We start from the raw sequence: 24,103 nt of genomic DNA on the forward strand, positions 1-24,103 counted from the left end.
ATCTATGAACGTAATCCCATTTGAATTTGAACAAAATAACATCCGTATCATTGCGCAAGACGGTGAGCCATGGTTTGTGGCTAAAGATGTCGCCGAGGCTTTGGGGTATAAAGCTCCTGCTGACACTGTACGCCGCCATTGTAAGAGGGTCGACGAAACATCGACCCCTATAAACGGTATAATTCAATCAATCAAAATCATCCCTGAGAGTGATGTATTTCGTCTTATCATGCGCTCAAAGCTTCCCAGTGCAGAACGCTTTGAGGATTGGGTTGTTTCTGAGGTGCTCCCCAGTATTCGCAAAACAGGCGGGTATATGATGAACCCTGATGACATCAGTAAGAAGCAAGTGGCTCAATGGCTGTTAGAGTCAGAGATTAAAGTTGAACAACTGGAAGCACAGGCGGAAGAAGATAAGCCCAAAGTAAAAGCGCATGATAAATTAATCTGTGCAAAGAATACGTTATCACGTAGAGATGCAGCTAAGAAATTAGACATTAGGCCCGTTGATTTAAAAGAGTGGATGCTCAATGAGAAATGGATTTATCGACAGGCTTTCACCAACAATCTGTACGCCTATCAAGATAAACTCAATGCTGGTTTATTGAAACACAAAGCGCGCTCTATTATGGGGCCTTATGGTTATCAGGAGATTGAACCACAGATTAGAATCACACCGAAAGGCTTAGCCAAGTTAGCACAACAAAGTATTCCAAGAGGTGACTTGAAGCAGAAGAAAGCAAGCTGATCATTGAGGTGATCCGGATGTGATCTTTAAGGCGTCTCTAAGCCCCTCTGAGCGACTTTCTCAAGGGGGTAAGGGGTATCTAATAGCTAGCGTTAAAAGGCGCTCTGACCGCCCGCCAGTGTTATTTTCACACCGTCAAAATGGCTAAGGCTTTTTTCTGTCAAAAGGCTTGACATACAACGCTTTACACCGTTCAATTCGCGCTGATAAAAATTGCAAGATGGATAATTTATGAGCAACAATCAGTATTTCAAGCCACCAATACCAAAAGGGTATCGAATCTTTTATAGCGAGATTGACGTTTCTGGTGTTGGCTTTAGAAAAAAGGCCATTCATAAAACGTTTTCAAGTTCAAATCCAGAGTTTTATTTGGAATCAGAGCCACATAATAAACACGATGATAATGCTATTAAGGTGATGGCACTGAAAAAAGGTTGGTTCAGAACTAAAAAATTTCATATTGGGTATGTACCTAAAGAAGTTGCAAAAGAAATAGCCGATAAAGACTTGTTTGATAAATTGTTACCCAGAATTAGAAATTTGTGGTTAGGTGATCGTGGTGGAGTAAAAATCTATATGGATATTCTGGGACTCAAAGAAAACTACACTAAACTAAAAGGCAATTAACGTTATAGACAAAGGAGAATAAATGGCAGGACGCCCAAAGAAACCGACAGTCCTCAAGGAACTAGAGGGAACTGCAAGACCAGACCGAACAAACCCCAATGAACCAAAACCCGTCCGTGGTGCTAGTCCTCCCGACTATCTTGAAGAGGACCAGAAAAGAGACTTTCTTTCATTAGCGCGAGAGTTTAACGCCTGTAACTTATTGACGGTGTTAGATGCGCCAGCGCTTGCAATGTTCTGTGAGCTAATGAGTGATTACCGAGATTTAAAAGCCATCATTAAAGAAAAAGGAATGTTGGTTGATCATGTAGCAACGGGCGGGTTTACGGTTCAGAAACTTAACCCTGTAGCACCTCAGTTAAATAAAACACGAGATCAGATCCTAACATTGCTTAGAGAGTTTGGTGCTACACCAGCAGCAAGGAGCAAAGTTAGTACAGTGCAAGACATTGATAGCGGAACGGACCCGCTTGACGATTATTTAAAAAATAAAGGATTGTAATAAGGAGATTTAAATTAGTAATGGACCTTACTTTTTAACCCCTCAAGATATCATCGAATACGCGGAAAAATCAGTCAGTGGTGAAATTATTCAAGGTGAGCCTATGCGCTTAGCCTGCAAACGTTTTCTCAATGACTTAATGCGCTCAAAGCTTGAACCTGATTACCCCTATGAATGGGACCAATCAAAAGCGAAAGAGCATCTTGATTTTTATCCGCTCTTTACTCAGCACGTTAAAGGAAAACTGGCCGGAGAACCCATTGAGGTTGAGCCGTGGCAAGGTTTTATTGTAGGCAACCTCTTCGGTTGGGTGCACAGAGAAACACGCTTACGACGCTATAGAATCGCTTATAACGAGGTCGCACGTAAAAACTCAAAGTCTACTCTATCAAGTGGCATTGGTCTGTATATGACTGCGCTTGACGGTGAAGGCGGTGCAGAAGTTTATAGTGCAGCAACCACAAGAGACCAAGCGCGGATTGTATTTAACGATGCTCAGCAGATGGTGAAGAAATCTAAAGCACTATCAAAAGTTTTTGGCGTTCATCAAAGAAACATACACCACCTTGCAAGCGGCTCTAAGTTTGAACCGTTATCAGCAGATGCAAACACACTCGACGGCTTAAACGTTCATTGTGGAATTATTGATGAGTTACACGCCCACCAAAAGCGGGATGTTTATGATGTCATCGAGACCGCCACAGGTGCGCGAGAGCAGCCGTTAATATTTGTGATAACTACAGCAGGCTTTAATAAACTAGGCGTGTGCTACGAGCTGCGCGAGTACGCTATGAAAGTGCTACGCGGTGTTGTTGATGATGACTCGTTTTTCGCTGCGATATTCACACTAGATGAGGACGATGATTGGCGCGATGAATCCGTGTGGATGAAGGCTAACCCGAACTTGGGTAAGTCAAAAAAATGGGATGACATGAGGCGGCTCGCGAAGAAGGCAAAGGAAATGCCGACAGCCCGCAACAACTTCTTAACAAAGCACTTGAATATCTGGGTAAATGCGGCAAGCGCATGGATGAACGCTGAAAAGTGGGCTGAACTTCCAGAATTCAAAGTTACTCATTCGTCCTGGCCTTGCTGGATTGGTTTAGACCTATCATCCAAATTAGATATAACCGCGCTCATTGCTCTTTTTCGAAATGGCGAGAACTACGCTTTCAAATGTAAGTTCTTTCTACCCGAAGAAACCATAATCACCAAAACGCAAACGATAGCGAATCTCTATCAAACGTGGTGCGATTTGGGATTCTTGGAACTAACCGAGGGAAACGTCATAGACCATGAGGCGGTGAAAGAGTCGATTCGAGAATGGGGGGCAAGTTATAACGTTCAAGCGGTTTGCTTTGATCCTTGGAACGCTACCCAGTTAGCAACTGAATTGCTGGCCGAAGGTGTCCCGATGGTTGAAGTTCACCAGAGCGTTAAGAATCTTTCTGAGGCGATGAAAGAATGCGAGGCGCTAACTTATTCAGGCCGTATCGCAAAAGAAGTTAACCAATGTATGGATTGGATGATTTCAAATGTGACATGTGTTGAGGATAGAAACGGGAATGTATTCCCAAGGAAGGAACACCGAGACAATAAAATTGATGGACCTGTCGCGTTGTTTACCGCACTTTCTCGCGCCCTTCTTAATGATGTTGCTTACAACCCTTATGAAGACGACGATTACGAGGTGTTAATTTTATGAGAAACAACTTAATAGACTTACTGTTTTTACTGGGGCTTAGTTTTATAGCGTCTGGTATTTACTTACTTTTCGGATTGCCCGCGACACTGTTAACCATTGGCACAATATTAACAAGTTTAACGTGTGCGGCATCCCTGAACATTTTTAAACGATAAAACATGCTTACCTATTTATTTGAAAAAAGGAATGCTGAAAACCCAGATAAACCATTAACCAGCATGACACTAGAAGATTTCGGAGGTAACGAAAGCGCTTCTGGTGTTGCAGTTAGCGAGGCAAACGCTTTACGACTCTCGGCGGTGTATACCTGTATTAACGTTATCAGTAAAACGCTCGCTATGTTGCCCGTAGAAGTCAGCGAGAAAACCAAGGACGGTAACAACTTAAAGCCAAAGCACCCCCTTAAAAACTTACTGAATCTTGAGCCAAACATGAGGATGACCGCCTATTTTTGGCGATTGCAAAGTACAGCTCATGCGGCGGGCTGGGGGAATGCGTACAGCTATATCGAACGTGCGGCCAGTGGAAGGCCCTTAAATCTCTTACCGCTGAACCCTTGGGAAACAGAACCCATAGTTAAAAATAACGGTGAGCTGATTTATAGAACGCTGGTTAGTGCAGAGTATTTTGATGTACCCGCGCAAGATATTCTACATATACCCGCGTTAGGTTGGGATGGTGTAAAAGGAATTTCGCCTATTAAACAGAACGCTGAATCTATCGGTTTAACCATAGCCGCTCAACGATTTGGTTCAAGATTGTTTAAGAACAACGCGCGGCCCTCTGGTGTTCTGATTATGAAAGACCAGCCAGGGAAAGGAAGCAAAGCCGCAAGCAATCTTGCAGGTGCTTGGCGTAAAGCGCATGGAAGCGATGGTCAACTAGGTACGGCGGTGCTTGAGGGTAACATTGAGTATAAACAACTCACGATACCGCCGGAAGATGCCCAATATTTGCAAACACGAAAGTTGGGACGCAGTGAGGTTGCGGGGATTTTCGGCGTACCCGCACACATGATTAACGACTTAGAAAAAGCAACATTCTCAAACATTACTGAGTTAAATATTTTCTGGGTTCAACAGACTGTGCAACCTTGGGTGACTGCGTGGGAACAAGAGATAAATAGAAAATTATTCTTACCAAGCGAGAAAGGAAAGCTCTTTGTTAAGTTTAATTTGAATGCGCTTCTTAGAGGTACGCCCAAAGACCGCGCGGATTACTACGGCAAGGGAATCAAAGACGGATGGTTGACGCGGAACGAAGCCCGCGAACTCGAAGACTTAAACCCAATAGAGTCACTAGGTGAGCCTCTTGTACCGCTCAACATGACAACACCCGCACTATTGGAAGAACAAAGCAAGGAGGAACCTGAGAAGGAACCCGATGACGAAGCACAGGAAGAGGAAGAAGATAACGACAAGGAAAACACAAAGGAAGATGACGAAGAAGGAAACGAGAAGTCATAACGGCGAAGTAAGAGCGCACAAGGATGATTCAGGACAAACCACTATCACAGGTTATGCGGCGGTTTTTAATTCACTCTCTGAGAATCTAGGAGGATTCCGAGAGCAGATAGAGTCAGACGCATTTAACGAAGTGTTAGAAAACGATGTACGAGCGCTATTCAACCATGATCAAAACTTTGTATTAGGTCGCTCTCAATCAGGCACTTTAAAACTGAGTGTAGATGAAACCGGATTGCATTATGAAATCACACCGCCTGACACTCAGACAGTGCGTGATTTAGTACTTGAGCCTATGGCGCGCGGTGATATTTCGCAAAGTTCATTTGCATTTACCGTCGAGGATGACGACTGGCGCGAAGATGACGAAGGGCGAATAGTAAGGACGATTAAAAAGGTTCGCTCATTACTCGATGTTTCTCCCGTAACTTACCCCGCATACACCGATACAACATCGGCAAAACGTTCTTTAGATGAAGCTAAGGAAAGCAATATAATTCAAAAGAACAACACCGAACAACTTAAAACTGAAATGGAACAACGAGACCGCGAACTTTATTTACTAAGTCTCTAATTTTTAATTGTAAAAGGAAATATTTAATTGAGTTATTTAGCAAAACTGAAAGAAAAACGCTCTAAACTAGCAAGCGATATGGTAGCGCTTAACAAAAAAGCCAAGGACGAAAAGCGAGGCTTTACCCCTGACGAGCGTGAACAATGGGAAAAGATGTCTAATGATATCACTGACTATGATCAACGGATTGAAACCGAAGAACGCGCCGCACTGTTAGAGGCGGAAGAAAGCACCGTTACTAATCCTTTGCCTACAGGTGAACAGCGAAGCCGAGAAAGCGAAGACAAAGAAAGCGCACTTAATTCTGCGTTTGACAAATTCTTGCGCCACGGACTAAGCGCGCTTGAAAGTGATGAGCGTACCTTGCTGCGAGAAATGCGTGCGCAGTCTGTCGGTACTCAATCAGAGGGTGGTTATTTAGCCCCTGATGAATTCGGGAACCGTATTATCGAAACCATGAAAGCATTCGGTGGTATTCGAAGTGCTGCGACGGTCTTAACGACATCTAATGGTAATCGTCTGCCTTTCCCAACGAATGACGGCACAAATGAAATCGGTGAAATCATCGACGAGAACACTCAGCACAATGAAGGTGACACCGTATTCGGCGAGGTAGACATTAGCGCCTACGCTTACAGCTCTAAAATCATTCGAGTTTCTGAGGCACTGTTACAGGATTCAGCAATTAATCTTGAAAGCTTTATCGGTCGTCGAATGGGTATGCGTATTGGTCGAGCGCAAGCGTTGCACTTTGCAAAAGGTACAGGAACAAAACAACCGAGAGGTTTAATGGTGGCCGCTCCTGTAGGTTACACGGCTCCTTCTGCGACTGCGTTAACGTGGAGAGACTTTATCAAACTAAAACACAGTGTTGATCCAGCTTATCGTTTAAACGCTCGCTGGGCGTTTGCCGATTCTGTTCTTGAAGCTGCAAAGTTACTGACAGACGGAAATAACCGCCCCTTGTGGATGCCAGGTATTGCTAGTGCGAATGCTTCAACGATTGACGGTGATAGATACGTTGTTGATCAAGGCATTGATGCCATCGGTAACGCCAAGGTTGTTGCGGCTTACGGTGATTTGTCTCAGTACTTAATCCGTGATGTTCGTGGTATGCGTGTTAAACGACTAACCGAGCGTTACGCTGATTATGATCAAGTTGGCTTCTTAGCCATCATGCGAACGGATGCAAATCTACTAGATACTGCGGCCATCAAAACGTTGCAAATGGCTGCGTAAAGAATCTAAACAATAAACTCCAGGGGGGGCTTTGTGCCTCCTTTTTTATAACACTATCAAGGAATGATAAACGATGACCCGAAAAATCGTAACAATGCTTGTGCCGATGTCAGGTGTTACACCAAGAAATCAAGGCGATGAGATTGAAATGGATGCAGAGGAAGCAGACCGATTAATTAAGGCCGACTATGCAAAGTTATTCAAAGGCAAACAAAGCAAAAAAACACTCATCGAACTCAGTGAGTCTGAAAAGAATGAAGATGAGGAAAATTTGGAGGTTGAATAAATGAGCTTGAGCAATCATTCAGCTCAAAGCCTTGTGACTCTCGAAGAAATCAAGAAGCACCTAATCATTGATAATAGTTTTACTGAGGATGACACATTAATCATGAGTTACGGATTAAGCGCAACTCAACATGTAGAGAATTATTTAGGTTATGAACTGAAACTTGATGCATTACAGAAAGCAACCGGACTTACTCTTGAGAAAATGCCTGAGACCATCAAGCACGCCGTGCTTTTGCTCGTAGGACATTTTTACAATAACCGAGAAGCTACCAACACGTTAACCATTAAAAACGTGCCACTCGCTTTTGAGGCGCTGTTATCGCCTTACAAAATACAATCAGTAGGTTAAGGGATGCAAACAGGGAAGTTACGAGAAAGTATCACGCTTTATTCAACAGCTACTACGAGAAACGACCACGGACAGGTTATTGATTCAGAGGTGGTGCTAGGGACTATTAGAGCTGAATTACTAAACGAGTCAACACAGCTTATGCATTCAGAGAGCCGAGACAACACAGTATTAACAAAGGTCTTTCGTGTACGAAAAGACTCAAGAATCACGGCGGGCCTTAATGTGTCTCATAGAACTCATAAAGGAGAGTTAACGACAATTGAGCATTTAACTAACCCGCTCTTCCTTAATATCACTATGGAGGTGCGCAATTAATTAATGAAAATGGATTTTAAAGTTGACGGACTAAGGGAAATAGAAAAGGCATTGCTTGAACTTGAAGCAAAGGTAAGCGCTAAAGCCTTACGTGCAGCAGGAAGAAAAGCGATGAAACCTGTTCGAGAGGATGTGATAAACGGTGCAGGATTTGACCCTTTAGCAACCAGTAAACACATGCGCGATGATATCAAAATGTCTGCTCGCGTTGCGGGTAGGCGTTCCACTAAAACCGCTTTGAGCGTTACGGTTTTTCCTCACAAATCACATAACCATAAAGCGATTGCTCAGGAGTTTGGGACCGAGAGACAGAGCGCTAAGCCCTTCTTAAGACCCGCGCTTGATAATAACGCCAGTCTGGTGATATCGATTTTTACACAAGAGGTCAGAAAGGCAATCGAAAAGATAAACAAGAAAAATGGAAAGTAATCTAAAGGACTATTTAGAAACGCTCACAGGCTTAAAGGCGTATCCGTTCAAACGGCCAGAGGACAAAGGCCCCTGTTTAATTTACTTCTTAGTGAGTGAACAAAGAGGCCATGTGATAACACAGCGCTGGCAAGTCGATATCTGGGGCCAGGATTTTATAGTAACTCGAAACACTAGCAAGCTAATCGCAAACAGCTTCGAGCGTTTCAGAGGAAACTTAAACGGCGTAGAGATACAAAAAGGATTTGTTGAGAATCGCCGAGAAAGTTTTTACAACAACGGAGAGTTAATGAATATCTCTCTTGATTTAATTTTAATTCATCAAATAAGGACATAAACATAGATGGCAATGGATGACGTTACAAAATACGCCAAAGTACCAGCGGGTACAATTTTCGAATTTGAAGACCCCGCAACACCGGACACATTCATTAAACTGCCCAATATTGATTCACTGGGTGAAGTGGGTCAAACGGGTACGTTTGTGGAAGTCACAACCCTAGTGGATAAAACAAAGAAATATGTAGCCGACCGACCGGACGCACCCGAAAAGGAACTGGTATTTATTGATAACGCAGGTGACGCCGATTTTAAGAAGTTTCTCGACGAAGCTGAAAAAGGTTCTAACGTGCGTTGCAAAATCACCTTTCCAAGTGGACGGATTGCAGAAACAAAAAGCCTGACGCTTGCAGGCTGGAAGATGCAGGATGTTAGCTCAGGGGATAACAGCGCTATGAAAATTTCAGTGTTAGCGCGTCAAAATGATATTACATGGAGTAAGTCAGCATAATGGGAACGAAACACAATTTACTAAATCCAGTGAAAGCGAAAAGGAAGTCTCTGGATATCTTGGGGCGAAAGTACTTTGTTAGAAAGCTTCCCGCTAAGAAGCTTATTCGATACTTGAGCTTTGCAGACGGCGAGGCCGATTTCAAAATCATGATTGATGCGAACGCTGAATTAATCAAACAATCAGTCATTGATGAAAATGGCAAGGTGGTATTGAAGACAGAAAAAGCGGAAGTATTAACCGAAGTTTACGACCCGTTTGAACTTCAAGAAGCCGCCGAGAAAATCATTGAGTTTAATTTACCTCAAGCGGTTGAAGTGGAGAAAGCCCGAAAAAACTAATCAACTCTCCCCTGACAGGTTTTCTATTTATGCTAGCGGACCGCCTCGGGGAGAGAGACCCGTATAAACTGGCAGAAATGCCTATAGATACGCTTATCTATTGGATGGGCTACCACAACATTGAAATAAAAGACAACAGCGCACAGGGAGAAGAAGAACGCGCAATCAGCCTATGGGAGAAGTAAAGGAATATGAAAAACGTTATAGGCACACTAACGCTAGCTCTAAAGGCTAACTCAGCTCAATTAGTAACAGCCTTAAAAAAGGGACAAGATAGAGTCAAAGAGTTTTCAAGGAAAGCTGGCAAATATTTAAAGCAAGCCCGTAAGCATTTTAACAGTGTTGCAAAAGGATTTGCCGCACTGGGTGCAGCGGGTGTTGCAGGATTAACCGCGCTTTACAATAAGCAAGCAGATACGATTGATCAGTTGGCGAAGTTTTCAGATCAGCTAGGGATAACCACGGAAGCTCTGACAGGTCTAAGGCATCACGCCGAGCTAACAGGCGTTTCTAGCTCTGTTCTTGATAAAGCCTTAGTGAAACTACAAGCAAGCGTCGGCCAAGCCTCAGAGGGGTTCGGCGCGGGTGTCAAATCGTTTGACCGTTTAGGATTATCAGCTAAGGATTTAGCAAAACTTTCTGTCGATGATCAGTTTAAAGCAATTGCGGATGCAATGGGGAATGTTGAGAGCAAAACAGAGCGAGCAACAATCGCTTATGAGTTGTTTGGTTCGAAAGGTGCTGGACTGATAAACACACTTAACGGTGGCAGTGAAGCGATTCAAGAATCTATTGATGAAGCGGAACGGCTGGGCGTGACATTAAACCGCATTGATGCCGCTAAAGTCGAGCTAGCAAATGATGCAATGTTTCGAGCTGGACAAGCAACAGAGGGTTTTTCTAATAAAATCACATCCTTGCTTGCGCCTTATGTTGATGATGTAGCGACACGTTTTTATAACGCTGCGCTTGAGTCTGGCGGGTTTTCAGAGGTTGCATCAAAAGGCTTGAAGGTGGTTTTTAAGGGCGTTGAAGTGTTAGCAAAATCATTACATGGACTATCACTTTTATGGAGTAGTTTAAAAGTTGTCGCTAATGATGCGTTACAAGGGATTCTAGAGAGCATTAGTAATAGTGTGAAATGGATCAATGACGTACTTGATACGGACATTGGGACAGGCTTTTTAGATGGAATGATTGAGAGCTTCGACATTCAATCGGCACAGCTTAATCAAGACCTTCATGATAAGTTACTTAACCCACTGGATGAGCAATTTGTAACATGGTCTGAGGAAGTCGCGCGGAAATCGACGGAGCGAGCAAAAGAAATTGCTGATAGTGTTACCTCTGAGATTGCCCTAAATAATCCTTATCAACGCGACGCTGTGCAGCAGGACGATGGCGAAAGTAACAAGGATAACAAGGAGGAGGATAAAAAAGGTGCTTGTGGCGACGGCTGTGACGACCAGAAGCGCAACGAGTGCTTTAACAAAGAGAAAGGCTTTCTTGATAGAATGGCTAACTTGAAGATTAAGAACTCAAAGAAGATCTTTCTTGCTCAAAAAGCTATTAAATTAAAAGAGGCCATTGTAACCGGCTTTCAAGGTATTCAGTTGGCCGCAAGTTCTGCGCCGCCTCCCTTAAATATTCCATTTATTGCTATGGCAACGGCAGAGATGGCCGCGAACATTGCAGGCATTAAAGGACAGCGGGCAAACGGTGGTCCGGTCGGTTCAAATCAATCTTACTTGGTCGGTGAGCGAGGGCCGGAACTATTTACACCAACTACTAGCGGAAACATTACCAGTCACGAAGCACTAAAAGCTTCAAGGCCCGTAAGCGGTGATAAGGCGGTAACATTCAACATTAACGCAACGGACGCAAACGGTGTTGAAGAATTACTTATCAATAACCGCGCTCTGATTCATCACCTTGTTAGCGAAGCAATGGCCGAAGAAGGAGCCGCACTATAAATAGAAATAAACAAAAAGGATTTTAAACAATGTCTACTTTTCCAAGCTCGATTGGTATTAGCTCTATAGCCCTTACCAGTCAGGCCCCCACTATCAGCACTGAATCTAAGAGCTATCGGCGACATGTCGGAAGAATCCCCGCACATCGCTTTGAGGTGCGCTTAAAAACCATTCCGCTTAATCAATCACAGCATCGGGAGTTGTGGGGATTTATAACTGCTCTTGAAGGCTCTTTTAATCCCTTCTCGATGGTCTTACCGCTTTACTCAGAGCCTAGAGGTGTTGCAACAGGCTCACCTAATGTTAAGGCGAATACGAACGCGGGCGCTAAGACAGTTCTGATTCAAGGCTATACGCCAAGTATTAACGGCATTGCTAAGACGGGCGATGTGGTGCGCTTTGCAGGCCACACAAAAGTCTATCAGGTTCGTGAGGATGCCAACAGCGATGCACAAGGAGAGGTGATATTAAAACTCAGCTCAAACCTGATTGAGAGTGTTAAAGCGAATGAAGTATTAACGGTGCGACATGTGCCGTTTACCCTTTCTTTGAAAAACGACGCTCAAGAATTTAAAGCGAGCGCGCAAACGGATTTTGTCACTATGGAATTGGACCTACAGGAAAGCTTTTAAATCATGTTAAATTTATCACAGCCCATCTTAGAGGCTATCGCAAACAAAACGGAATTTTGTCACCTTGTAAAAATTGATTTTGCGCCGACACCTCAGTACTTCACAGATTGCATTTTCGATATCGAATATCAAAATGACACTTATCAAGGTAATGGCTTGTTATTATCGCTTGACCCAATTCAAAACAAAACTGAATTAACCGTCGGTACAGTAAAGCTCGAACTTTCAGCCGTGGACCAAACATTGATTTCTATCCTATTGAATCAATCACAGGTCAATCGCGACATTACCATCTATCGGGTGTATCTGGATGAGGGGAATATCATCGATAAGCCTATAGAAATCTGGAGCGGCATGATAACGGATGCAGCAATCGCAGAAGGCAAAGACGCCATTATCCGATTGAATGCTGCGAGTGAGTGGGCCGACTTTAAGAAAGTCATAGGAAGACGAAGCACCAGTAACAGTCAGAAAAAGTTGTTTCCTGATGACGAGGGAATGAGTTTTGCGAGCGTTGCGGGTGTGGAATATAAATGGGGACGTAATTAAATGGGATTAGGAAGTCAATTAAAAAAGGCTTTGAATATAACCTCGCTGGGTTTATTTGGAGCGATTGAGAAGTTTAGAAAAAAATTAGAGTCGTGGCTTTTTCCAGAAGAAGAGCCGCAAGGTATCACAGTAGAGAAAAGTGGGACTGACCACGCCATTCCTGTTGTGTATGGGCGTCGAAAAGTACCAGCAATTAAAGTCTTTAAGGCGACCACAGATGCAGAAGGCGGCGCGCGTAATGAGTTCTTACACTTGATTTGTGTATTCTGTGAGGGTGAAGTTGAGTTAATCGAGAATATTTTCTTTAATGATATCTCTGAATTTACCAAGGGAAGCAAGTGGCTAAAAATTGAAAGATATAACGGCTCTGATAATCAACAAGCGAGTGCTGAATTACGCGCCGCTTTCCCAGAATGGACCACAAAACACAGACTGCAAGGATTGTGCTATGCCTACATTCGCTTGCAACAAAATTCCGAGGTGAACATCTGGCAGGGTGAGCCGGAAATTAAAGCGATAATCCAAGGTAAGAAAGTTAAGGATATTCGCAATAACACTATTAAGTTTTCGGATAACCCCGCGCTTTGTCTTTATGATTACCTAACCAATACGCGCTATGGTAAAGGAGCAAGAGAATCAAGGATTGATTTAGAGAGCTTTAAAACGGCTGCGGATTTCTGCGAGGCGGGCGAAACCTATCGCCGCGCTTTATATACCTATTACTACGATGAAGAGCTTAGGCAGACTTTTAGACGCTTTGCGGGTTACGAAGTATTGACCACGGCGCGTATGAGTTGCAATGCGTTATTAGATACCAATCGAAAAGTGTTTGATAACGTTAAGACGCTTCTTTCTGGTATGCGTGGCTCGCTTCCCCCATTAGGCGGTAAAATCAGGCTGCGTATTGAGGATGCTGGGCAAGCTGTCTATCACTTTGATGACCGTAATATCTCTGGAAATATCACAAGCGGTCACGGCGGGAAACGCGAGCGCTATAATCGTGTGATTGTTCGTTATGCAGATAAGGCGTTGCTGTATGAACAAAACGAGGCGGTTTACCCTCCTGTAAACTCAGAGAAGGAAACGCAATGGCGCAATGAGGATAACGGCGAGCTATTAGAAAGCTCGTTTAACTTCAATACTATTTCAACGCAAGCCGAAGCGTTGCAGATGGCGCAACTGATTGCAAATAGAAGCCGTCAGGATGTCACATGCTCATTCAATGCCTTGCCCGAGACATTAGTGGTTGAGCCGAGCGATATCGTCAGTATCTCTAACGCGCTGCGTGGATGGGATAACAAACTATTTCGCTGTGACTTCGCCAAGATGCAAGCGGACGGGTTAATGAGCTTTAGCTTTACGGAGCATCAAGACTCGATTTATCCGTGGGCTGTCACTGACACAGTTGAAGAAATCCCCGACACCTTTCTAGCGCCGCCTGATGACATTGACGCGCCAACAAATGTTACCTTTACGCCCGATAATAATAGTTCGACTCGTTCCGGCGTTGTCACTTGGGATTCAGTCGATAATCAGTTAATCACCTTCTACAAAGTTCAAGCAGTAAAAGACAATCAAGTTATTAAAACCTTTCTCACGCATAATAAGAAAATGGATTTACCTTTCTACCCTAACGGCTCAGGTTATCAAGTTCAGGTTGCGGCGGGTAACTCCAGTTATGAGACTGACTTTACAAAGTCGAGTGAGTTTACTTTAAGTAATTACGACCGCGTAAGTCATGCCAGCATTCAGAGTTCTTTAAGTAACCTTTGGCGAAAGAATAAGGCAGGTATTTGGAATCCAACCGCAACAACGAACACAATCACCGCAACATTTTATAAGGGTCAGGAAGTCTTAGCGAAAGAGACGGTAACGTTGACCTTGAACACCTCAACGGGAAACATTAACGCGACGCAAGGCAATGACAATCATAGCGCTGTTACATGGACTGCCACGGGTAATAATTCGGATAATGTTTACCTAACCTTTGCTTACGACGACGGAACCTATCAGCACTCGATTTCACAAAGTTTTATTACTGTGATTGATGGTGTGGACGGTGATAGCGGTTCGAACGGTGAAAGAGGCTCTAAGAGCTTCTACAAGGACGTTAAAAGCTTAACTGCACCGAATCATAAACAGTGGTCTGAAAGTGCCGCAGAGAGCGCAATTACCAGCGAGGGGCTAACGAAAGTTAACCGCGATGTTGTAACGCTGTATAACTCAGAGCAAGCAAACGCATTTTCTGAAACCCGTTTTTGGAATGGCTCAACGTGGGTTAAAGTCGGACAAGTCATTGACGGTAACACCATCGTACACGGAACAGTCAGCGCCGATGCGTTAGACGTGGATTCAATCTTTGCGAAAAACATTAATGTTTCGGGAAGCATTAAGACCACCGAGAGCGGCGGCGGTGTGGCTCAGATGGGCGGTGCGAATCTCCTAGAGGCTAAAGACCGACAAGGCGAAACGGTTTTCTCTGTGGACTCTCAAGGCAACGGACTGGTTAACGGTAATCACTTGAAACCCGCCTCAGTGAATCTTGAAGCCTTAAGCCCTGAAATTATTGAGCAACTAGGTAATAACAGCGGCGGAAACGGAACAGGTTCAACGGGGGGAACAGCGAGCACTTATCAGCACTTTACGACGAGCGCAACGGTGACACTAAGCCCGCCAAAGCATAAGCCTGGACAAAACATAAAACTCACCGTGTCAGGCCGTGGCGGTGTTAATCGCCATCTAGGTTCAACACTCACCAAGCCAAGCGCAAAGCTAACTTTGAAACGTGGCTCTTTGGTCCTTGATGAACGAACCATAGCAGGCACAACAGAATCGATGGGCGGTGTCGGTGAACCTTTAGAAAGCTTTACGACGTGGCCCGTTAATTATGTTATTAACGACGACCCCACAACCGAAGACGTTACTTATACGTTAACGGTTTCAAACGTGACGGGCGATATGGGTACTGGCACAGTTACTTTATCAAGCGTTGAAGATTTTCAAGCGGGTTCAGGAAGCGTTACCCAACATACGCATTCAGAATACGCCGAGAAAAGTAAATCAAATACCTTTAATGCTTCGCAAGTGATTTCTGCGGCGGTCCCAGTGTTATCCCTTAAGGATGATAACTCAACAGGCAATCAGCAAGCAGGATGGATTAGCTTTAAGGATTATCAGAACAATGAGAAAGCATGGTTTGGTTATGGCTCTGACGGTAACAGTGACTTATCCATACTGAATCACCAAGGCCCTGTGGTGTTGTACGGCTCTGAGGTTGTTTCCAATGCTAACGTCAGGTTAAACAATAAGGCGCTCTTAGGCTTTAGTTACTTAGGCGATGGCCGCAATATTCAATTAGGCAGTGCTCAAGGCCGTGCGTTATCGATTGGTTATTCTGGCGGTAACTATGGCAGCATTGGTTATAACGTTAACTTTACCGATGTCAGTCAACAATACACCTCGTTTTCATCGGACACCATGTCCTTAATGATGATGCAGTCAGGCGGCTTTAAGTTTTACGGTGAAGGTTTGGGGAGTGCTGGCAGAACAACAAGCCTTATCCATTTAGCTACCTTGGATGTTGCTGGAAGATTCACCACGACCTCCGATATTCAAGCGCAAGGGTTTATGCGTGCGAAGTCTTGGGGCAACGGTACGGCTGGCGCAAAGGTGATGACATGGAATGATTTTACTTACCAAGACAACCCTCCAGCGGGCCTTGAAAATGTCATTAATGCAAACTGGATTCAAGCGGGAGCAATCAAGGCGCATCATGTTAGCGTTCAGTCATCGGGTGATGAGTCTGGGAATAATTCAGGTGTAAAGCTGGAGCTAAACCCCTTCTCAAGTTCACCCTTAAACATTCGCGACAAGTCCACAGATGAAACTGTTTTTGCTGTTCAATTAGTCGATGGAAAACCGCGCGCCTCTGTATTCGGTTCGGGTGGAGACAGTTTTATCAATGATCCCGCCGCAATCACTGACAACGTTAAGAAAAGTATTAATCAATATTTTCTTGGAGGCGGCACAAAGGCAAACGCAACGCCAACTAGTTTAGGTAATGGCGCTTACTCAAACTTTACGATTGCAACCGGAAGCGGTGGCCGTGTGGTTATTAAATTTAAGTTATATGCGTCGAATAGTTATCGTAACAACGGAGCGAATAGAAATTGGACCGCGCCCGATTGGACGGTAACCATTCGCAGAGGCTCAGCCAGTGGCCCTTTGATTTATCAGCGGCGTTACCAAGGCACCGCGAACAATGAGCAAGAGATTGATGTGGGAGGTCTCTGGTTTGGTTCTTATAGCATTAGCATCAATGATGGCTTCACAGACGACACAGCACCGCTAAATAGTAATGAGCCTTATTTCATTGTGCTAACTCGTCACGGTGGCACTGCGACCAGTTTAAACCTCTATTTGTTTTCTGGGGAAATCTTATCGTTTCTTGAAAACACCATGTCAATGAATGTAACAGGTTATTGGCGTGATAAAGATACTGGCTTAATGATTCAATGGGGTAAGGCCACGGCTGCATTAATTAATAACGCTAATCAGTACTTTGCTTTTCCTGCAACCTTCTCACAGGTTTACACGGTGGTAGGATGTTCAAACGAAAATCATTTAGCGGCTGATCCTTGTCACCCTAGATTGTGGACTAATACGGGGTGTACTTGGGTGAATGGTTCCCACCAAAACGGAACAACACTAAGTTGGATTGCAATAGGTTATAAATCATAAGGAGGTAAATATTTTTAAGGCTAATGAAGACAACGTAAGGCGATACGTGCGGGAAGTCGAACAGGGAAAGCTTGAGTTTTATCACGAAGATATAGACAAAGAGATCCCCGAAGACTGCACCGAGATCACCTTTCAACAATGGCATTATGCGCTGAGTTCTGGGGTTAATCGTTTTGATAAGGACTTGCATTTATTTTATATCGAGGACTTAAGGAAACCCAAAGAGCGTATCGCAGATGAACGCGCATGGCGTGATTCTGAGTTGCAGAGGACCGATAAATATATGACCTTAGACTATCCGATTGGAGATGCTGAAAGAGAGGCTATGAAGGCTTATAGGCAGGCTTTGAGGGATTATCCAAAACATAAGCCAATAAACGCTTGGCGACGCCCTCAAGCGCCTCTATGACAAACTAGAAGGGAGCCGTTAAGCTCCCCATTTTCTTACGCCACTTTCCGATTAAAATTATTTTTCCTAAGTGTATCGATTTTTTTCTGATAACCTTCTATTTCAACTTTCATAGTAAAGCCATCATCTGACTGCCATAACCAATATTGAGATTTATTTTCTCTTGTAAAAGTCACTTCATCTTTAATATGCACCGTATCAACACCAATTTCTAACTGAATATTAAGGCGGCGTAATTCACGAGCCAAAGCATGACGTTTAGCATCGTCTTTAACCGCTGCGATTAACTCAGGCAAATCTGACTTTGAGTAATCTGCATTTTCTTTTTCTTCAATTTCCTTTGTTAATCTCTTGGCTTCCTCTTCCAAGCTTTCCAGCTTCTTTTGAATGCCCGCATTAAATCCGAGAGATGCAATAGCCTCAACCAAGTTACTTTGTTGTTCTGCGTTTACCTCTAAAAGAGCGCGAGATTTTTCAAGCTCTTCGGGGTTAAACTTCGGTCCAAGAATATCTCTACCATTTTCTAGAAGCCACGTTAAAACAGCACGCTCAACATGATGATAAGGCATAAAAGGTAAATCACACCCCAACCCCTCAGTTTTAGAACGACAAGCAAGGTATTTATAGGACGTTCCACAGAAGCGCATAGCACCGCCGCATTTTTTACAAGTCGCAATACCTGTAAAGAGATTGCTCATGCGTCCGAAACGTGCGCCTGTGGTGGTCCCTTTTCCCTTACTGCGATTTCTAACGGTCCAATAGGTTTTCTCGTCAATGATAGCAATAAAGTAATCTCTGATTAAATCTCCAGCAGGCTCTCGCTTACCCTTGACTTGTTTATGTGGCTGAAAATGACCAATAACGGCTTGAGTGTTCGTTAGCCGTTGAATCATTGAGGTGTTCCAAGTACTTCCAGAAGGCGAAAGAATACCCATAGAATTTAGTTTGGAAACAGCAGCAGCACGACCAGAGCCAGACATTAAAACATCAAACGCAGCTACTACACGTTGAGCTTTAATTTCATCTACGGCCATTTGTCCGTTTTCATCCCAATATAACCAGCTAGGCAAGGTAACTTTAATGTGTTTACCTTCTTCCGCTGCGGCCCTTCGGCGAGATTCCCAAAGCGCACTAATGCGGCGAGACTTCACTAAGCTCTCCTCATGGGCACGACTCATAATAGTTAAACTGATGATGAGCTGTGTTATCTCCATGTCTTCGGCTTTATACACTTGATTATCTGACAAGGTAACAACAATGAGACCTTTCTCAAGAAGTTCTGAAAGCAATCTAAAGGCTTTCATTACTTCCATTCTGGATAAACGGTCCAGACTCTCAATGATGAGCGTAACGCCTTTTTGAATGCGTCCTTGTTGCATATCTTTAATAAGATTTGATAAAGCGCCTATTTGAGCGTTAGCGCCTTTAAAAGCAGATACGCCAGAATCAACAATGGTTTCATCCAGAGTTAATCCATTTTGTTTGCAGTAATTTTCAGCGGCTTCAAATTGACGGCGGTAACTATCGCCCTTTGCTTGTTGAGTTGATGAGTATCTTAAATAGCTTATTGCAGTGTTATTTTCTCTAATCATATTTATCCTTATATACTAGATTCCAGTATATAATTATACCTCTTGAAGAGATTATTGACTACCAGTGAATTTAAGAGTGTCGACTTAAATCCTATCAGAGCAAATATTGCCAATACACCCGAGGAATCAGACTATACTTCTATTCAGCAGCGACTGAAAGTTCAGTCAACTGCAAAGACAGAACTGCCACTAATACCTATTACTCGAGCAGAACAGAAGCATAGACATTCATTCTCTTTCTCTTTGAGTGACTACCTGGAGCTGGTTGACTGGGTTGGAAGAGTAAAAATAGAAGGAAAGCGTGGGGTTATTAAAGAGAGCGTACCGCCCATACTAAGACGATTGAATATCAGAGAAGAGGCTTTTGTTAGTCGAATGGTTGGAGGCAGGCTCTTGACCAATATTGGTGTTTTGGGAAGGGTGAAGAGTATTAAGCATTTGATAAGCAGATGGGAGCGCTGCTTTATCAAAGGTCAATCGTTATCGAAGTTAGTATTTAATTAGGATTCAAAAAAAGAAAGGTTTTGGAGGTGCTCTCAAAAATAAGAGTAGCTGGCTTCGAACCAATTAGCCGAACCATAACCTAAGACGTACACTTTCCATTTTTTGTACTGTCGCATGTTGAAGAAATCTGGTATTTATTTTTCATTTGATTTGGAGCTGGGGGAGTCTATAGATTAGTTAGAATAATGGATGTCCTTTTATTCTCCAATATTAGTATTTTGGAGCGGTTGAAAGATATTGAGAGAACTGTCGAGAAATGGAAGCAGGGTTTCATCAAAGGTCAGTCTTCATCGAGGTTAGTATTGGGCTAATATTTAATAACTGATGGGTGCCCTGAAGATATCCTCCTTGTTTCTGTAAAAGAAGCCATGGACTTTGCAAAAGTTTATCGGTCATTGACTGATGGTGAATAACAATGATTTTTTCAATATTATATAGGTTAGGTTTAGCGACTATAAGTTTGATTGTAGTTGTTGGTGTAGTGCTTGGTGTGCTTGATCTTATTTTTGTATTAGAGATGGATTCGTCATCGCCCGCATTTTCTATCGCTACCCATCTCTTAGCTTGGAGCTTCATGATGTTCCTGTTTAATGGCGTTGTTCTTATGTTTCATAATATATACTATATTATTAAGTGTATTCCTCAACGTTGTATTGGCTTGTTAATGTTCTCTGTGGTATTTACGGCATTTTCTGGATACATATTGTATAAGAGAGTTCTTGATATTAAGAGCAATTGTTAGATGCTGGATAAAGGGCACTCATCCTTCAGTTTGGCAAACTAAGTGAGATAGAATAATGTTGAAGCTCGTCAGAAAGGCGAGCTTCAACATTTATTGATTAAAAGGATATTGCTAATGACCCGAGCACGGAAGTAGATGCATTATTCTAGGTTATTTTATGATTGATTTTTTATCAGAGGTTGGTTCAAGTGTTCCTTGGATTTATCGAGGGTGGTTACTCTTGGTTTCCGATACATACCGCGATGAAATTAGGAATAACTGGAGGAAAGAGAGCCTTTTTTATAAAGTATTCGATATCTTTATGTCTTTAGTATTTATGCTTTTTGAAGTCTATCTTGTCTATTGGATTTTATTCTCTTAAACATAGATGCTTAATATAAGCAGATAAAGAAACTCTACAGGAGCGACTTGATAGGCTTACAAGTAATATATATGAGGATTCTCTTGACCTAGCTAGACCTGAAGGTTTAAAAATAGTTGGTGTAGAGTACTTATATCGTGAAGATGGAAGTATTGACTTTAATAAAGATGGAGAGTGGGTTGAACAGGATCTTATACAAGTTCGATACGGTGGCTATATAGATGAACAGATTCAAACCGTTATCTTCCATGAGCTGCTTCATGTGGATGAGGCTAACAATACCATTACTAATGAAGTCTAGCTGCTTGGGAATACCTTGAAAATGTTCGTCACTTGGGTCTATGAAATTCACTTTGACTACAAAACTTAGCGATTGACTCATGCCAGTTCATGGGATGCAACCGTACCTAAGCCTAAGTTATCTGACACACCTTGGAGAAAGTAAGTTGAAAAAACTACTAGCTTTTTTTATTGCTTTTATTCTTTTTGGATATATTGCTTTCCAATATATGAAGGGAACATATCAAGAACAAGAAAGGGAAATTTCTATGATGGGTAAAGATGCATGTTTAATTATTAGAGTCTCTGACATACTAAATATGTACTATAAAAAACATGAAAGTTACCCATTGATTGAAGATTGGAAGAGAGTTCTACTTGATAATGATTATGAATCCGGGTTAGGTTGCGGTGTATTTACGGGAAGACAGAATAAAGATGAAATCATAAACTTCCTAGGAGATCCCTTCTTATACGATTATGTTTCCCCTAATAAAGTACATGTATATTCTGATTACGCCTATGAACGACTTAAAGTTAAATATGTGTTGGAAGGAGGTGTTGTGGCCAAGGTGTATCACAAGCCATAGTTACCTAGTCAACATGAGTATTAGTACAGATGGTTTATGAGAGGGTAAATCAGATCTCTCATAAACCATCTGTACTAACTAAAAAGGATTGCTAACTAGTTGGGTTTATAAGATTTAGTAAATAGCATGCATAATATTGCTATAGTTAGAGTACTGGGAGTTTGATGAGCTACTGAAAAATAAAGGTTATTAAGTATGAAACTTTTAATGGCAATTTCACTTATTCTTATCGTATCTTGTTTTTCTGAACCTTCAGAACGAAGTGGTAAGTCGTGCTTTTTAGATGTCATTGAATTTTATGTGGGATATCGCCTGGCTTTAGAGAGTGGTAGCGATATGTCGGAGTTCTACAATATAGAGTTTCTCATTAATGAGTTTTATGATAACAAAAACAGTACCCCTGTTATAGACAGAGTTGCTCGTTATATGGTCGGTGTTGGGGATAGAAACTTGAATTTGAAAAATATTAGCAGAGCCTATGTTAGGTGTAGTAAAACATCTAAAGCTCAGCAGCTTATTCTTTACGGGGAAAATAATAGCAGGGATATAGCTGGAGGTTATTTATTTATATCTTTAAAAGATTACAGGGTTGTTGGTGCTTCTGTTTCGGAAGAGTTGGATTCCATAGATGATTTATCTGGTTATCAAAAATTTGATTTTACGCGAAACTCAGAAGGTGATTTCCTTTTGAGTGGAGAAAAAATTCAGTGAAGTTAAAAGTCTTATAGTCAGAATGCTCGTTGGTATTCTTTAGTAGTTGAGTGTGGAGATGTAAATGTTTGTGACTCTATTGGTTGCGTATGCTTTGTCTTTATTGTGTGCACTCGTTTTTAAGCTACTAATAAGAGATGCGTTTTTATTTTCTTTAGTTGTAGGTGGATGTCTTGTAGTTCTTGGATATTTGGTTTTCTTTGGCTGGGAAATAGTTGAGGTAAATGAGTTGCTAAGTAATACCAACTTGAAAGCATTTTTCTGGTTTTTAATGGTTAACTGCTCTTTTATCCTAAATAGATACTACGGGAGTCATGAAGATCGTAAAGATAAAGGGAGTTAAGATACAAGAAGTCCCCCCCCTCTGGGGTTAATATTCCGAACTAAATAAAAGTGCTATAGTTTAAATACTCCTCAACAAGCTGCTTGTTAGAATTATTGGATATCAATATGTCAAATTACATAGATGGATTCGTATTGCCCATACCTCGAGATAAACTAAGCAAATATAGGGAAGTTGTTGAAAAGGTTGCCGCTATTTGGAAAGAGCATGGAGCGTTAGACTATCGTGAGTATGTTGGAGATGACTTTAGCCTAGCAGGCACTGGCTCTTTTATTGATGGGACTAAAGCCAAGGACGATGAAGTGATTATCTTTGGATGGGCAACATTTGAGTCTCGTGAGGTACGTGATCTTATTAATGAGAAAGTAGCTTCTGATCCTAGAATGACGAGTTTGGTGAATCCTATTACTGAATCTTCTGAACCAATCTTTGATGCAAAAAGAATGATGTTTGGTGGCTTTAAGCCTCTTTTATAGCAACTAATAACTCTTTTATGTTAGTAAGAATAATTGTTATTTGATAATTGACTACAATAAGCTAACAATGATTACACTGAATGCTGTATTTGCAAGAATGAGACGTCAAAAAATTGAAGAGTTTTCTGGAGAATTCTTTTTGTGTGGAGATGATGTAATTGAAACTATACCTTCCTTACGAAGATATGAAGAACAGCAGTTTCTGTTTGGAATTTACTTTTCTGAGGAAAGGTGGACCATTTTATCTGTAAATTATCTTTATGCTCTTTGCGATAAAAGATTTTCTACTTTACGTTTAGATGAAGAGGCAGATATTGTATGTAACTACTTTTGTAATAATGACTTCTCCAGCGAAGTTCATCTAGATGATGGACGAAGCATTTGGATGAAATCTCCTGAGCTTTCTTCGTTAATATTAAACCTGATGTTGATGTTAAAGAAGGTACCGTGTGAAACTAGGTTGAAATAAAAAGAAATTAAGCTTTTTCTCTTAATCCACCACACTCGGTATTAAAATCACTAAACCAAAGGCTTATCAATACACAGATCGTTCTAGTGGTTATGGCTAGTAACATCTTCCATAAATAATTATCCGCGTTTAGATAGAGTTTCCACTTCGGCTTTCCTGACTCTTTTGAATAAAATTTGCACCCTACAAATTTTCCTGTATCATTCCCCCTATAACTTTTAAGAGAGCCATATAAATGTTCTTATCCTTTGATTGGCAAAATACAGCGATGCAAGCAGATGTACGTTCTGCCTGTACATCTGTGCCCGGCCAACCAAGCAGTCGTTTAGAGTTAGGATACAGAACAATATAGTAGTGCTT

At 42.2% G+C, this 24,103-nt stretch carries 27 protein-coding genes; 24 read left to right on the forward strand and 3 right to left on the reverse strand.

Annotated features, from left to right (window positions below; all coding sequences use genetic code 11):
* Positions 1-4 precede the first annotated feature (4 nt).
* The 19 genes from NH399_RS15805 (at position 5) to NH399_RS25960 (ending at position 17,676) form a co-directional block, all read left to right on the forward strand.
* Entirely contained in the window at positions 5-748 is a 744-nt protein-coding gene (locus NH399_RS15805; RefSeq protein ID WP_253041757.1) for a BRO family protein, read from the forward strand.
* A 231-nt stretch (positions 749-979) separates the two neighbouring features.
* Positions 980-1,375 (forward strand): HIRAN domain-containing protein, encoded by a 396-nt coding sequence (locus NH399_RS15810; protein ID WP_253041759.1) that lies wholly within the window; start codon positions 980-982, stop codon positions 1,373-1,375.
* A 22-nt stretch (positions 1,376-1,397) separates the two neighbouring features.
* Positions 1,398-1,877 carry a phage terminase small subunit P27 family gene (locus NH399_RS15815; RefSeq protein ID WP_253041761.1) on the forward strand — a complete coding sequence of 160 codons (480 nt, stop codon included), beginning with the start codon at positions 1,398-1,400 and terminating at the stop codon, positions 1,875-1,877.
* Between the two features lie 103 nt (positions 1,878-1,980).
* Positions 1,981-3,582: a terminase large subunit gene (locus tag NH399_RS15820; protein ID WP_253041763.1), complete on the forward strand. Its 1,602-nt coding sequence runs from the start codon at positions 1,981-1,983 to the stop codon at positions 3,580-3,582.
* Positions 3,583-3,740: 158 nt separating this feature from the next.
* Positions 3,741-5,048 (forward strand): phage portal protein, encoded by a 1,308-nt coding sequence (locus tag NH399_RS15825; protein ID WP_253041765.1) that lies wholly within the window; start codon positions 3,741-3,743, stop codon positions 5,046-5,048.
* Positions 5,020-5,619: an HK97 family phage prohead protease gene (locus NH399_RS15830; protein ID WP_253041767.1), complete on the forward strand. Its 600-nt coding sequence runs from the start codon at positions 5,020-5,022 to the stop codon at positions 5,617-5,619. Before NH399_RS15825 ends, NH399_RS15830 begins: the two co-directional genes overlap by 29 nt.
* Positions 5,620-5,646: 27 nt before the next feature.
* Positions 5,647-6,858, forward strand: coding sequence for a phage major capsid protein (locus tag NH399_RS15835; protein ID WP_253041769.1), 1,212 nt, complete (start codon positions 5,647-5,649; stop codon positions 6,856-6,858).
* A gap of 73 nt (positions 6,859-6,931) precedes the next feature.
* Complete coding sequence (locus NH399_RS15840; protein ID WP_253041771.1) at positions 6,932-7,144, forward strand: hypothetical protein; 213 nt, start codon at positions 6,932-6,934, stop codon at positions 7,142-7,144.
* Positions 7,145-7,495 (forward strand): head-tail connector protein, encoded by a 351-nt coding sequence (locus NH399_RS15845; RefSeq protein WP_253041773.1) that lies wholly within the window; start codon positions 7,145-7,147, stop codon positions 7,493-7,495.
* A gap of 3 nt (positions 7,496-7,498) precedes the next feature.
* Entirely contained in the window at positions 7,499-7,813 is a 315-nt protein-coding gene (locus NH399_RS15850) for a head-tail adaptor protein (protein WP_253041775.1), read from the forward strand.
* Between the two features lie 3 nt (positions 7,814-7,816).
* On the forward strand, positions 7,817-8,242 hold the full coding sequence (locus NH399_RS15855; protein WP_253041777.1) for an HK97-gp10 family putative phage morphogenesis protein: 426 nt from the start codon (positions 7,817-7,819) through the stop codon (positions 8,240-8,242).
* Positions 8,243-8,585: 343 nt separating this feature from the next.
* Entirely contained in the window at positions 8,586-9,032 is a 447-nt protein-coding gene (locus tag NH399_RS15860) for a hypothetical protein (RefSeq protein ID WP_253041779.1), read from the forward strand.
* Positions 9,032-9,373: a hypothetical protein gene (locus tag NH399_RS15865; RefSeq protein ID WP_253041781.1), complete on the forward strand. Its 342-nt coding sequence runs from the start codon at positions 9,032-9,034 to the stop codon at positions 9,371-9,373. The genes NH399_RS15860 and NH399_RS15865 overlap by 1 nt, the downstream gene beginning before the upstream one ends.
* A 29-nt stretch (positions 9,374-9,402) precedes the next feature.
* Entirely contained in the window at positions 9,403-9,558 is a 156-nt protein-coding gene (locus tag NH399_RS15870; RefSeq protein ID WP_253041783.1) for a hypothetical protein, read from the forward strand.
* Between the two features lie 6 nt (positions 9,559-9,564).
* Positions 9,565-11,346: a hypothetical protein gene (locus tag NH399_RS15875; protein ID WP_253041785.1), complete on the forward strand. Its 1,782-nt coding sequence runs from the start codon at positions 9,565-9,567 to the stop codon at positions 11,344-11,346.
* A 29-nt stretch (positions 11,347-11,375) separates the two neighbouring features.
* Positions 11,376-11,978 carry a hypothetical protein gene (locus NH399_RS15880; RefSeq protein WP_253041787.1) on the forward strand — a complete coding sequence of 201 codons (603 nt, stop codon included), beginning with the start codon at positions 11,376-11,378 and terminating at the stop codon, positions 11,976-11,978.
* Positions 11,979-11,981: 3 nt separating this feature from the next.
* Positions 11,982-12,527, forward strand: a complete 546-nt coding sequence (locus tag NH399_RS15885; protein ID WP_253041789.1) for a hypothetical protein — start codon at positions 11,982-11,984, stop codon at positions 12,525-12,527.
* On the forward strand, positions 12,528-17,267 hold the full coding sequence (locus NH399_RS15890) for a phage tail protein (protein ID WP_253041791.1): 4,740 nt from the start codon (positions 12,528-12,530) through the stop codon (positions 17,265-17,267).
* A 46-nt stretch (positions 17,268-17,313) separates the two neighbouring features.
* Positions 17,314-17,676 (forward strand): phage tail assembly chaperone, encoded by a 363-nt coding sequence (locus tag NH399_RS25960; RefSeq protein ID WP_253041793.1) that lies wholly within the window; start codon positions 17,314-17,316, stop codon positions 17,674-17,676.
* Positions 17,677-17,711: 35 nt separating this feature from the next.
* Here NH399_RS25960 and NH399_RS15900 read toward each other — a convergent pair whose 3' ends face one another.
* Positions 17,712-19,268: a recombinase family protein gene (locus tag NH399_RS15900; RefSeq protein ID WP_253041795.1), complete on the reverse strand. Its 1,557-nt coding sequence runs from the start codon at positions 19,266-19,268 to the stop codon at positions 17,712-17,714.
* A gap of 54 nt (positions 19,269-19,322) precedes the next feature.
* Here NH399_RS15900 and NH399_RS15905 point away from each other — a divergent pair, with 54 nt between their 5' ends.
* On the forward strand, positions 19,323-19,772 hold the full coding sequence (locus NH399_RS15905) for a hypothetical protein (RefSeq protein WP_253041797.1): 450 nt from the start codon (positions 19,323-19,325) through the stop codon (positions 19,770-19,772).
* Between the two features lie 273 nt (positions 19,773-20,045).
* Here the strand turns inward: NH399_RS15905 and NH399_RS15910 are convergent, their stop codons facing one another.
* Both NH399_RS15910 and NH399_RS15915 read right to left on the reverse strand, forming a co-directional pair.
* Complete coding sequence (locus tag NH399_RS15910; protein WP_253041799.1) at positions 20,046-20,348, reverse strand: hypothetical protein; 303 nt, start codon at positions 20,346-20,348, stop codon at positions 20,046-20,048.
* A gap of 657 nt (positions 20,349-21,005) precedes the next feature.
* Entirely contained in the window at positions 21,006-21,257 is a 252-nt protein-coding gene (locus tag NH399_RS15915) for a hypothetical protein (RefSeq protein WP_253041801.1), read from the reverse strand.
* A gap of 64 nt (positions 21,258-21,321) precedes the next feature.
* Here NH399_RS15915 and NH399_RS15920 point away from each other — a divergent pair, with 64 nt between their 5' ends.
* From NH399_RS15920 to NH399_RS15935, 4 genes are all read left to right on the forward strand, one after another.
* Positions 21,322-21,744 carry a hypothetical protein gene (locus tag NH399_RS15920; RefSeq protein WP_253041803.1) on the forward strand — a complete coding sequence of 141 codons (423 nt, stop codon included), beginning with the start codon at positions 21,322-21,324 and terminating at the stop codon, positions 21,742-21,744.
* Between the two features lie 195 nt (positions 21,745-21,939).
* Complete coding sequence (locus NH399_RS15925) at positions 21,940-22,455, forward strand: hypothetical protein (protein ID WP_253041805.1); 516 nt, start codon at positions 21,940-21,942, stop codon at positions 22,453-22,455.
* Between the two features lie 450 nt (positions 22,456-22,905).
* On the forward strand, positions 22,906-23,274 hold the full coding sequence (locus tag NH399_RS15930) for a DUF1428 domain-containing protein (protein WP_253041807.1): 369 nt from the start codon (positions 22,906-22,908) through the stop codon (positions 23,272-23,274).
* Positions 23,275-23,341: 67 nt separating this feature from the next.
* A complete protein-coding gene (locus NH399_RS15935) occupies positions 23,342-23,743 on the forward strand; it encodes a hypothetical protein (RefSeq protein ID WP_253041809.1) in 402 nt (133 codons plus the stop codon).
* The last annotated feature ends 360 nt before the right edge of the window (positions 23,744-24,103 follow it).

It is taken from the genome of Pleionea sp. CnH1-48 (genome assembly GCF_024124665.1).
Lineage (GTDB): Bacteria > Pseudomonadota > Gammaproteobacteria > Enterobacterales > Kangiellaceae > JAMXSB01.

What these genes read in the sequence shown, in the direction of transcription:
- NH399_RS15890 (WP_253041791.1), top strand. Translation starts at nt 12,528, where the DNA reads ATGGGATTAGGAAGTCAATTAAAAAAGGCTTTGAATATAACCTCGCTG.
- NH399_RS15860 (WP_253041779.1), top strand. Translation starts at nt 8,586, where the DNA reads ATGGCAATGGATGACGTTACAAAATACGCCAAAGTACCAGCGGGTACA.
- NH399_RS15910 (WP_253041799.1), bottom strand. Translation starts at nt 20,348, where the DNA reads ATGAAGCTCCAAGCTAAGAGATGGGTAGCGATAGAAAATGCGGGCGAT.
- NH399_RS15820 (WP_253041763.1), top strand. Translation starts at nt 1,981, where the DNA reads ATGCGCTTAGCCTGCAAACGTTTTCTCAATGACTTAATGCGCTCAAAG.
- NH399_RS15825 (WP_253041765.1), top strand. Translation starts at nt 3,741, where the DNA reads ATGCTTACCTATTTATTTGAAAAAAGGAATGCTGAAAACCCAGATAAA.
- NH399_RS15850 (WP_253041775.1), top strand. Translation starts at nt 7,499, where the DNA reads ATGCAAACAGGGAAGTTACGAGAAAGTATCACGCTTTATTCAACAGCT.
- NH399_RS15935 (WP_253041809.1), top strand. Translation starts at nt 23,342, where the DNA reads ATGATTACACTGAATGCTGTATTTGCAAGAATGAGACGTCAAAAAATT.
- NH399_RS15885 (WP_253041789.1), top strand. Translation starts at nt 11,982, where the DNA reads ATGTTAAATTTATCACAGCCCATCTTAGAGGCTATCGCAAACAAAACG.
- NH399_RS15875 (WP_253041785.1), top strand. Translation starts at nt 9,565, where the DNA reads ATGAAAAACGTTATAGGCACACTAACGCTAGCTCTAAAGGCTAACTCA.
- NH399_RS15810 (WP_253041759.1), top strand. Translation starts at nt 980, where the DNA reads ATGAGCAACAATCAGTATTTCAAGCCACCAATACCAAAAGGGTATCGA.
- NH399_RS15855 (WP_253041777.1), top strand. Translation starts at nt 7,817, where the DNA reads ATGAAAATGGATTTTAAAGTTGACGGACTAAGGGAAATAGAAAAGGCA.
- NH399_RS15870 (WP_253041783.1), top strand. Translation starts at nt 9,403, where the DNA reads ATGCTAGCGGACCGCCTCGGGGAGAGAGACCCGTATAAACTGGCAGAA.
- NH399_RS15915 (WP_253041801.1), bottom strand. Translation starts at nt 21,257, where the DNA reads ATGAGTCAATCGCTAAGTTTTGTAGTCAAAGTGAATTTCATAGACCCA.
- NH399_RS15900 (WP_253041795.1), bottom strand. Translation starts at nt 19,268, where the DNA reads ATGATTAGAGAAAATAACACTGCAATAAGCTATTTAAGATACTCATCA.
- NH399_RS15880 (WP_253041787.1), top strand. Translation starts at nt 11,376, where the DNA reads ATGTCTACTTTTCCAAGCTCGATTGGTATTAGCTCTATAGCCCTTACC.
- NH399_RS15930 (WP_253041807.1), top strand. Translation starts at nt 22,906, where the DNA reads ATGTCAAATTACATAGATGGATTCGTATTGCCCATACCTCGAGATAAA.
- NH399_RS15845 (WP_253041773.1), top strand. Translation starts at nt 7,145, where the DNA reads ATGAGCTTGAGCAATCATTCAGCTCAAAGCCTTGTGACTCTCGAAGAA.
- NH399_RS15815 (WP_253041761.1), top strand. Translation starts at nt 1,398, where the DNA reads ATGGCAGGACGCCCAAAGAAACCGACAGTCCTCAAGGAACTAGAGGGA.
- NH399_RS15925 (WP_253041805.1), top strand. Translation starts at nt 21,940, where the DNA reads ATGAAACTTTTAATGGCAATTTCACTTATTCTTATCGTATCTTGTTTT.
- NH399_RS15865 (WP_253041781.1), top strand. Translation starts at nt 9,032, where the DNA reads ATGGGAACGAAACACAATTTACTAAATCCAGTGAAAGCGAAAAGGAAG.
- NH399_RS15805 (WP_253041757.1), top strand. Translation starts at nt 5, where the DNA reads ATGAACGTAATCCCATTTGAATTTGAACAAAATAACATCCGTATCATT.
- NH399_RS15830 (WP_253041767.1), top strand. Translation starts at nt 5,020, where the DNA reads ATGACGAAGAAGGAAACGAGAAGTCATAACGGCGAAGTAAGAGCGCAC.
- NH399_RS15840 (WP_253041771.1), top strand. Translation starts at nt 6,932, where the DNA reads ATGACCCGAAAAATCGTAACAATGCTTGTGCCGATGTCAGGTGTTACA.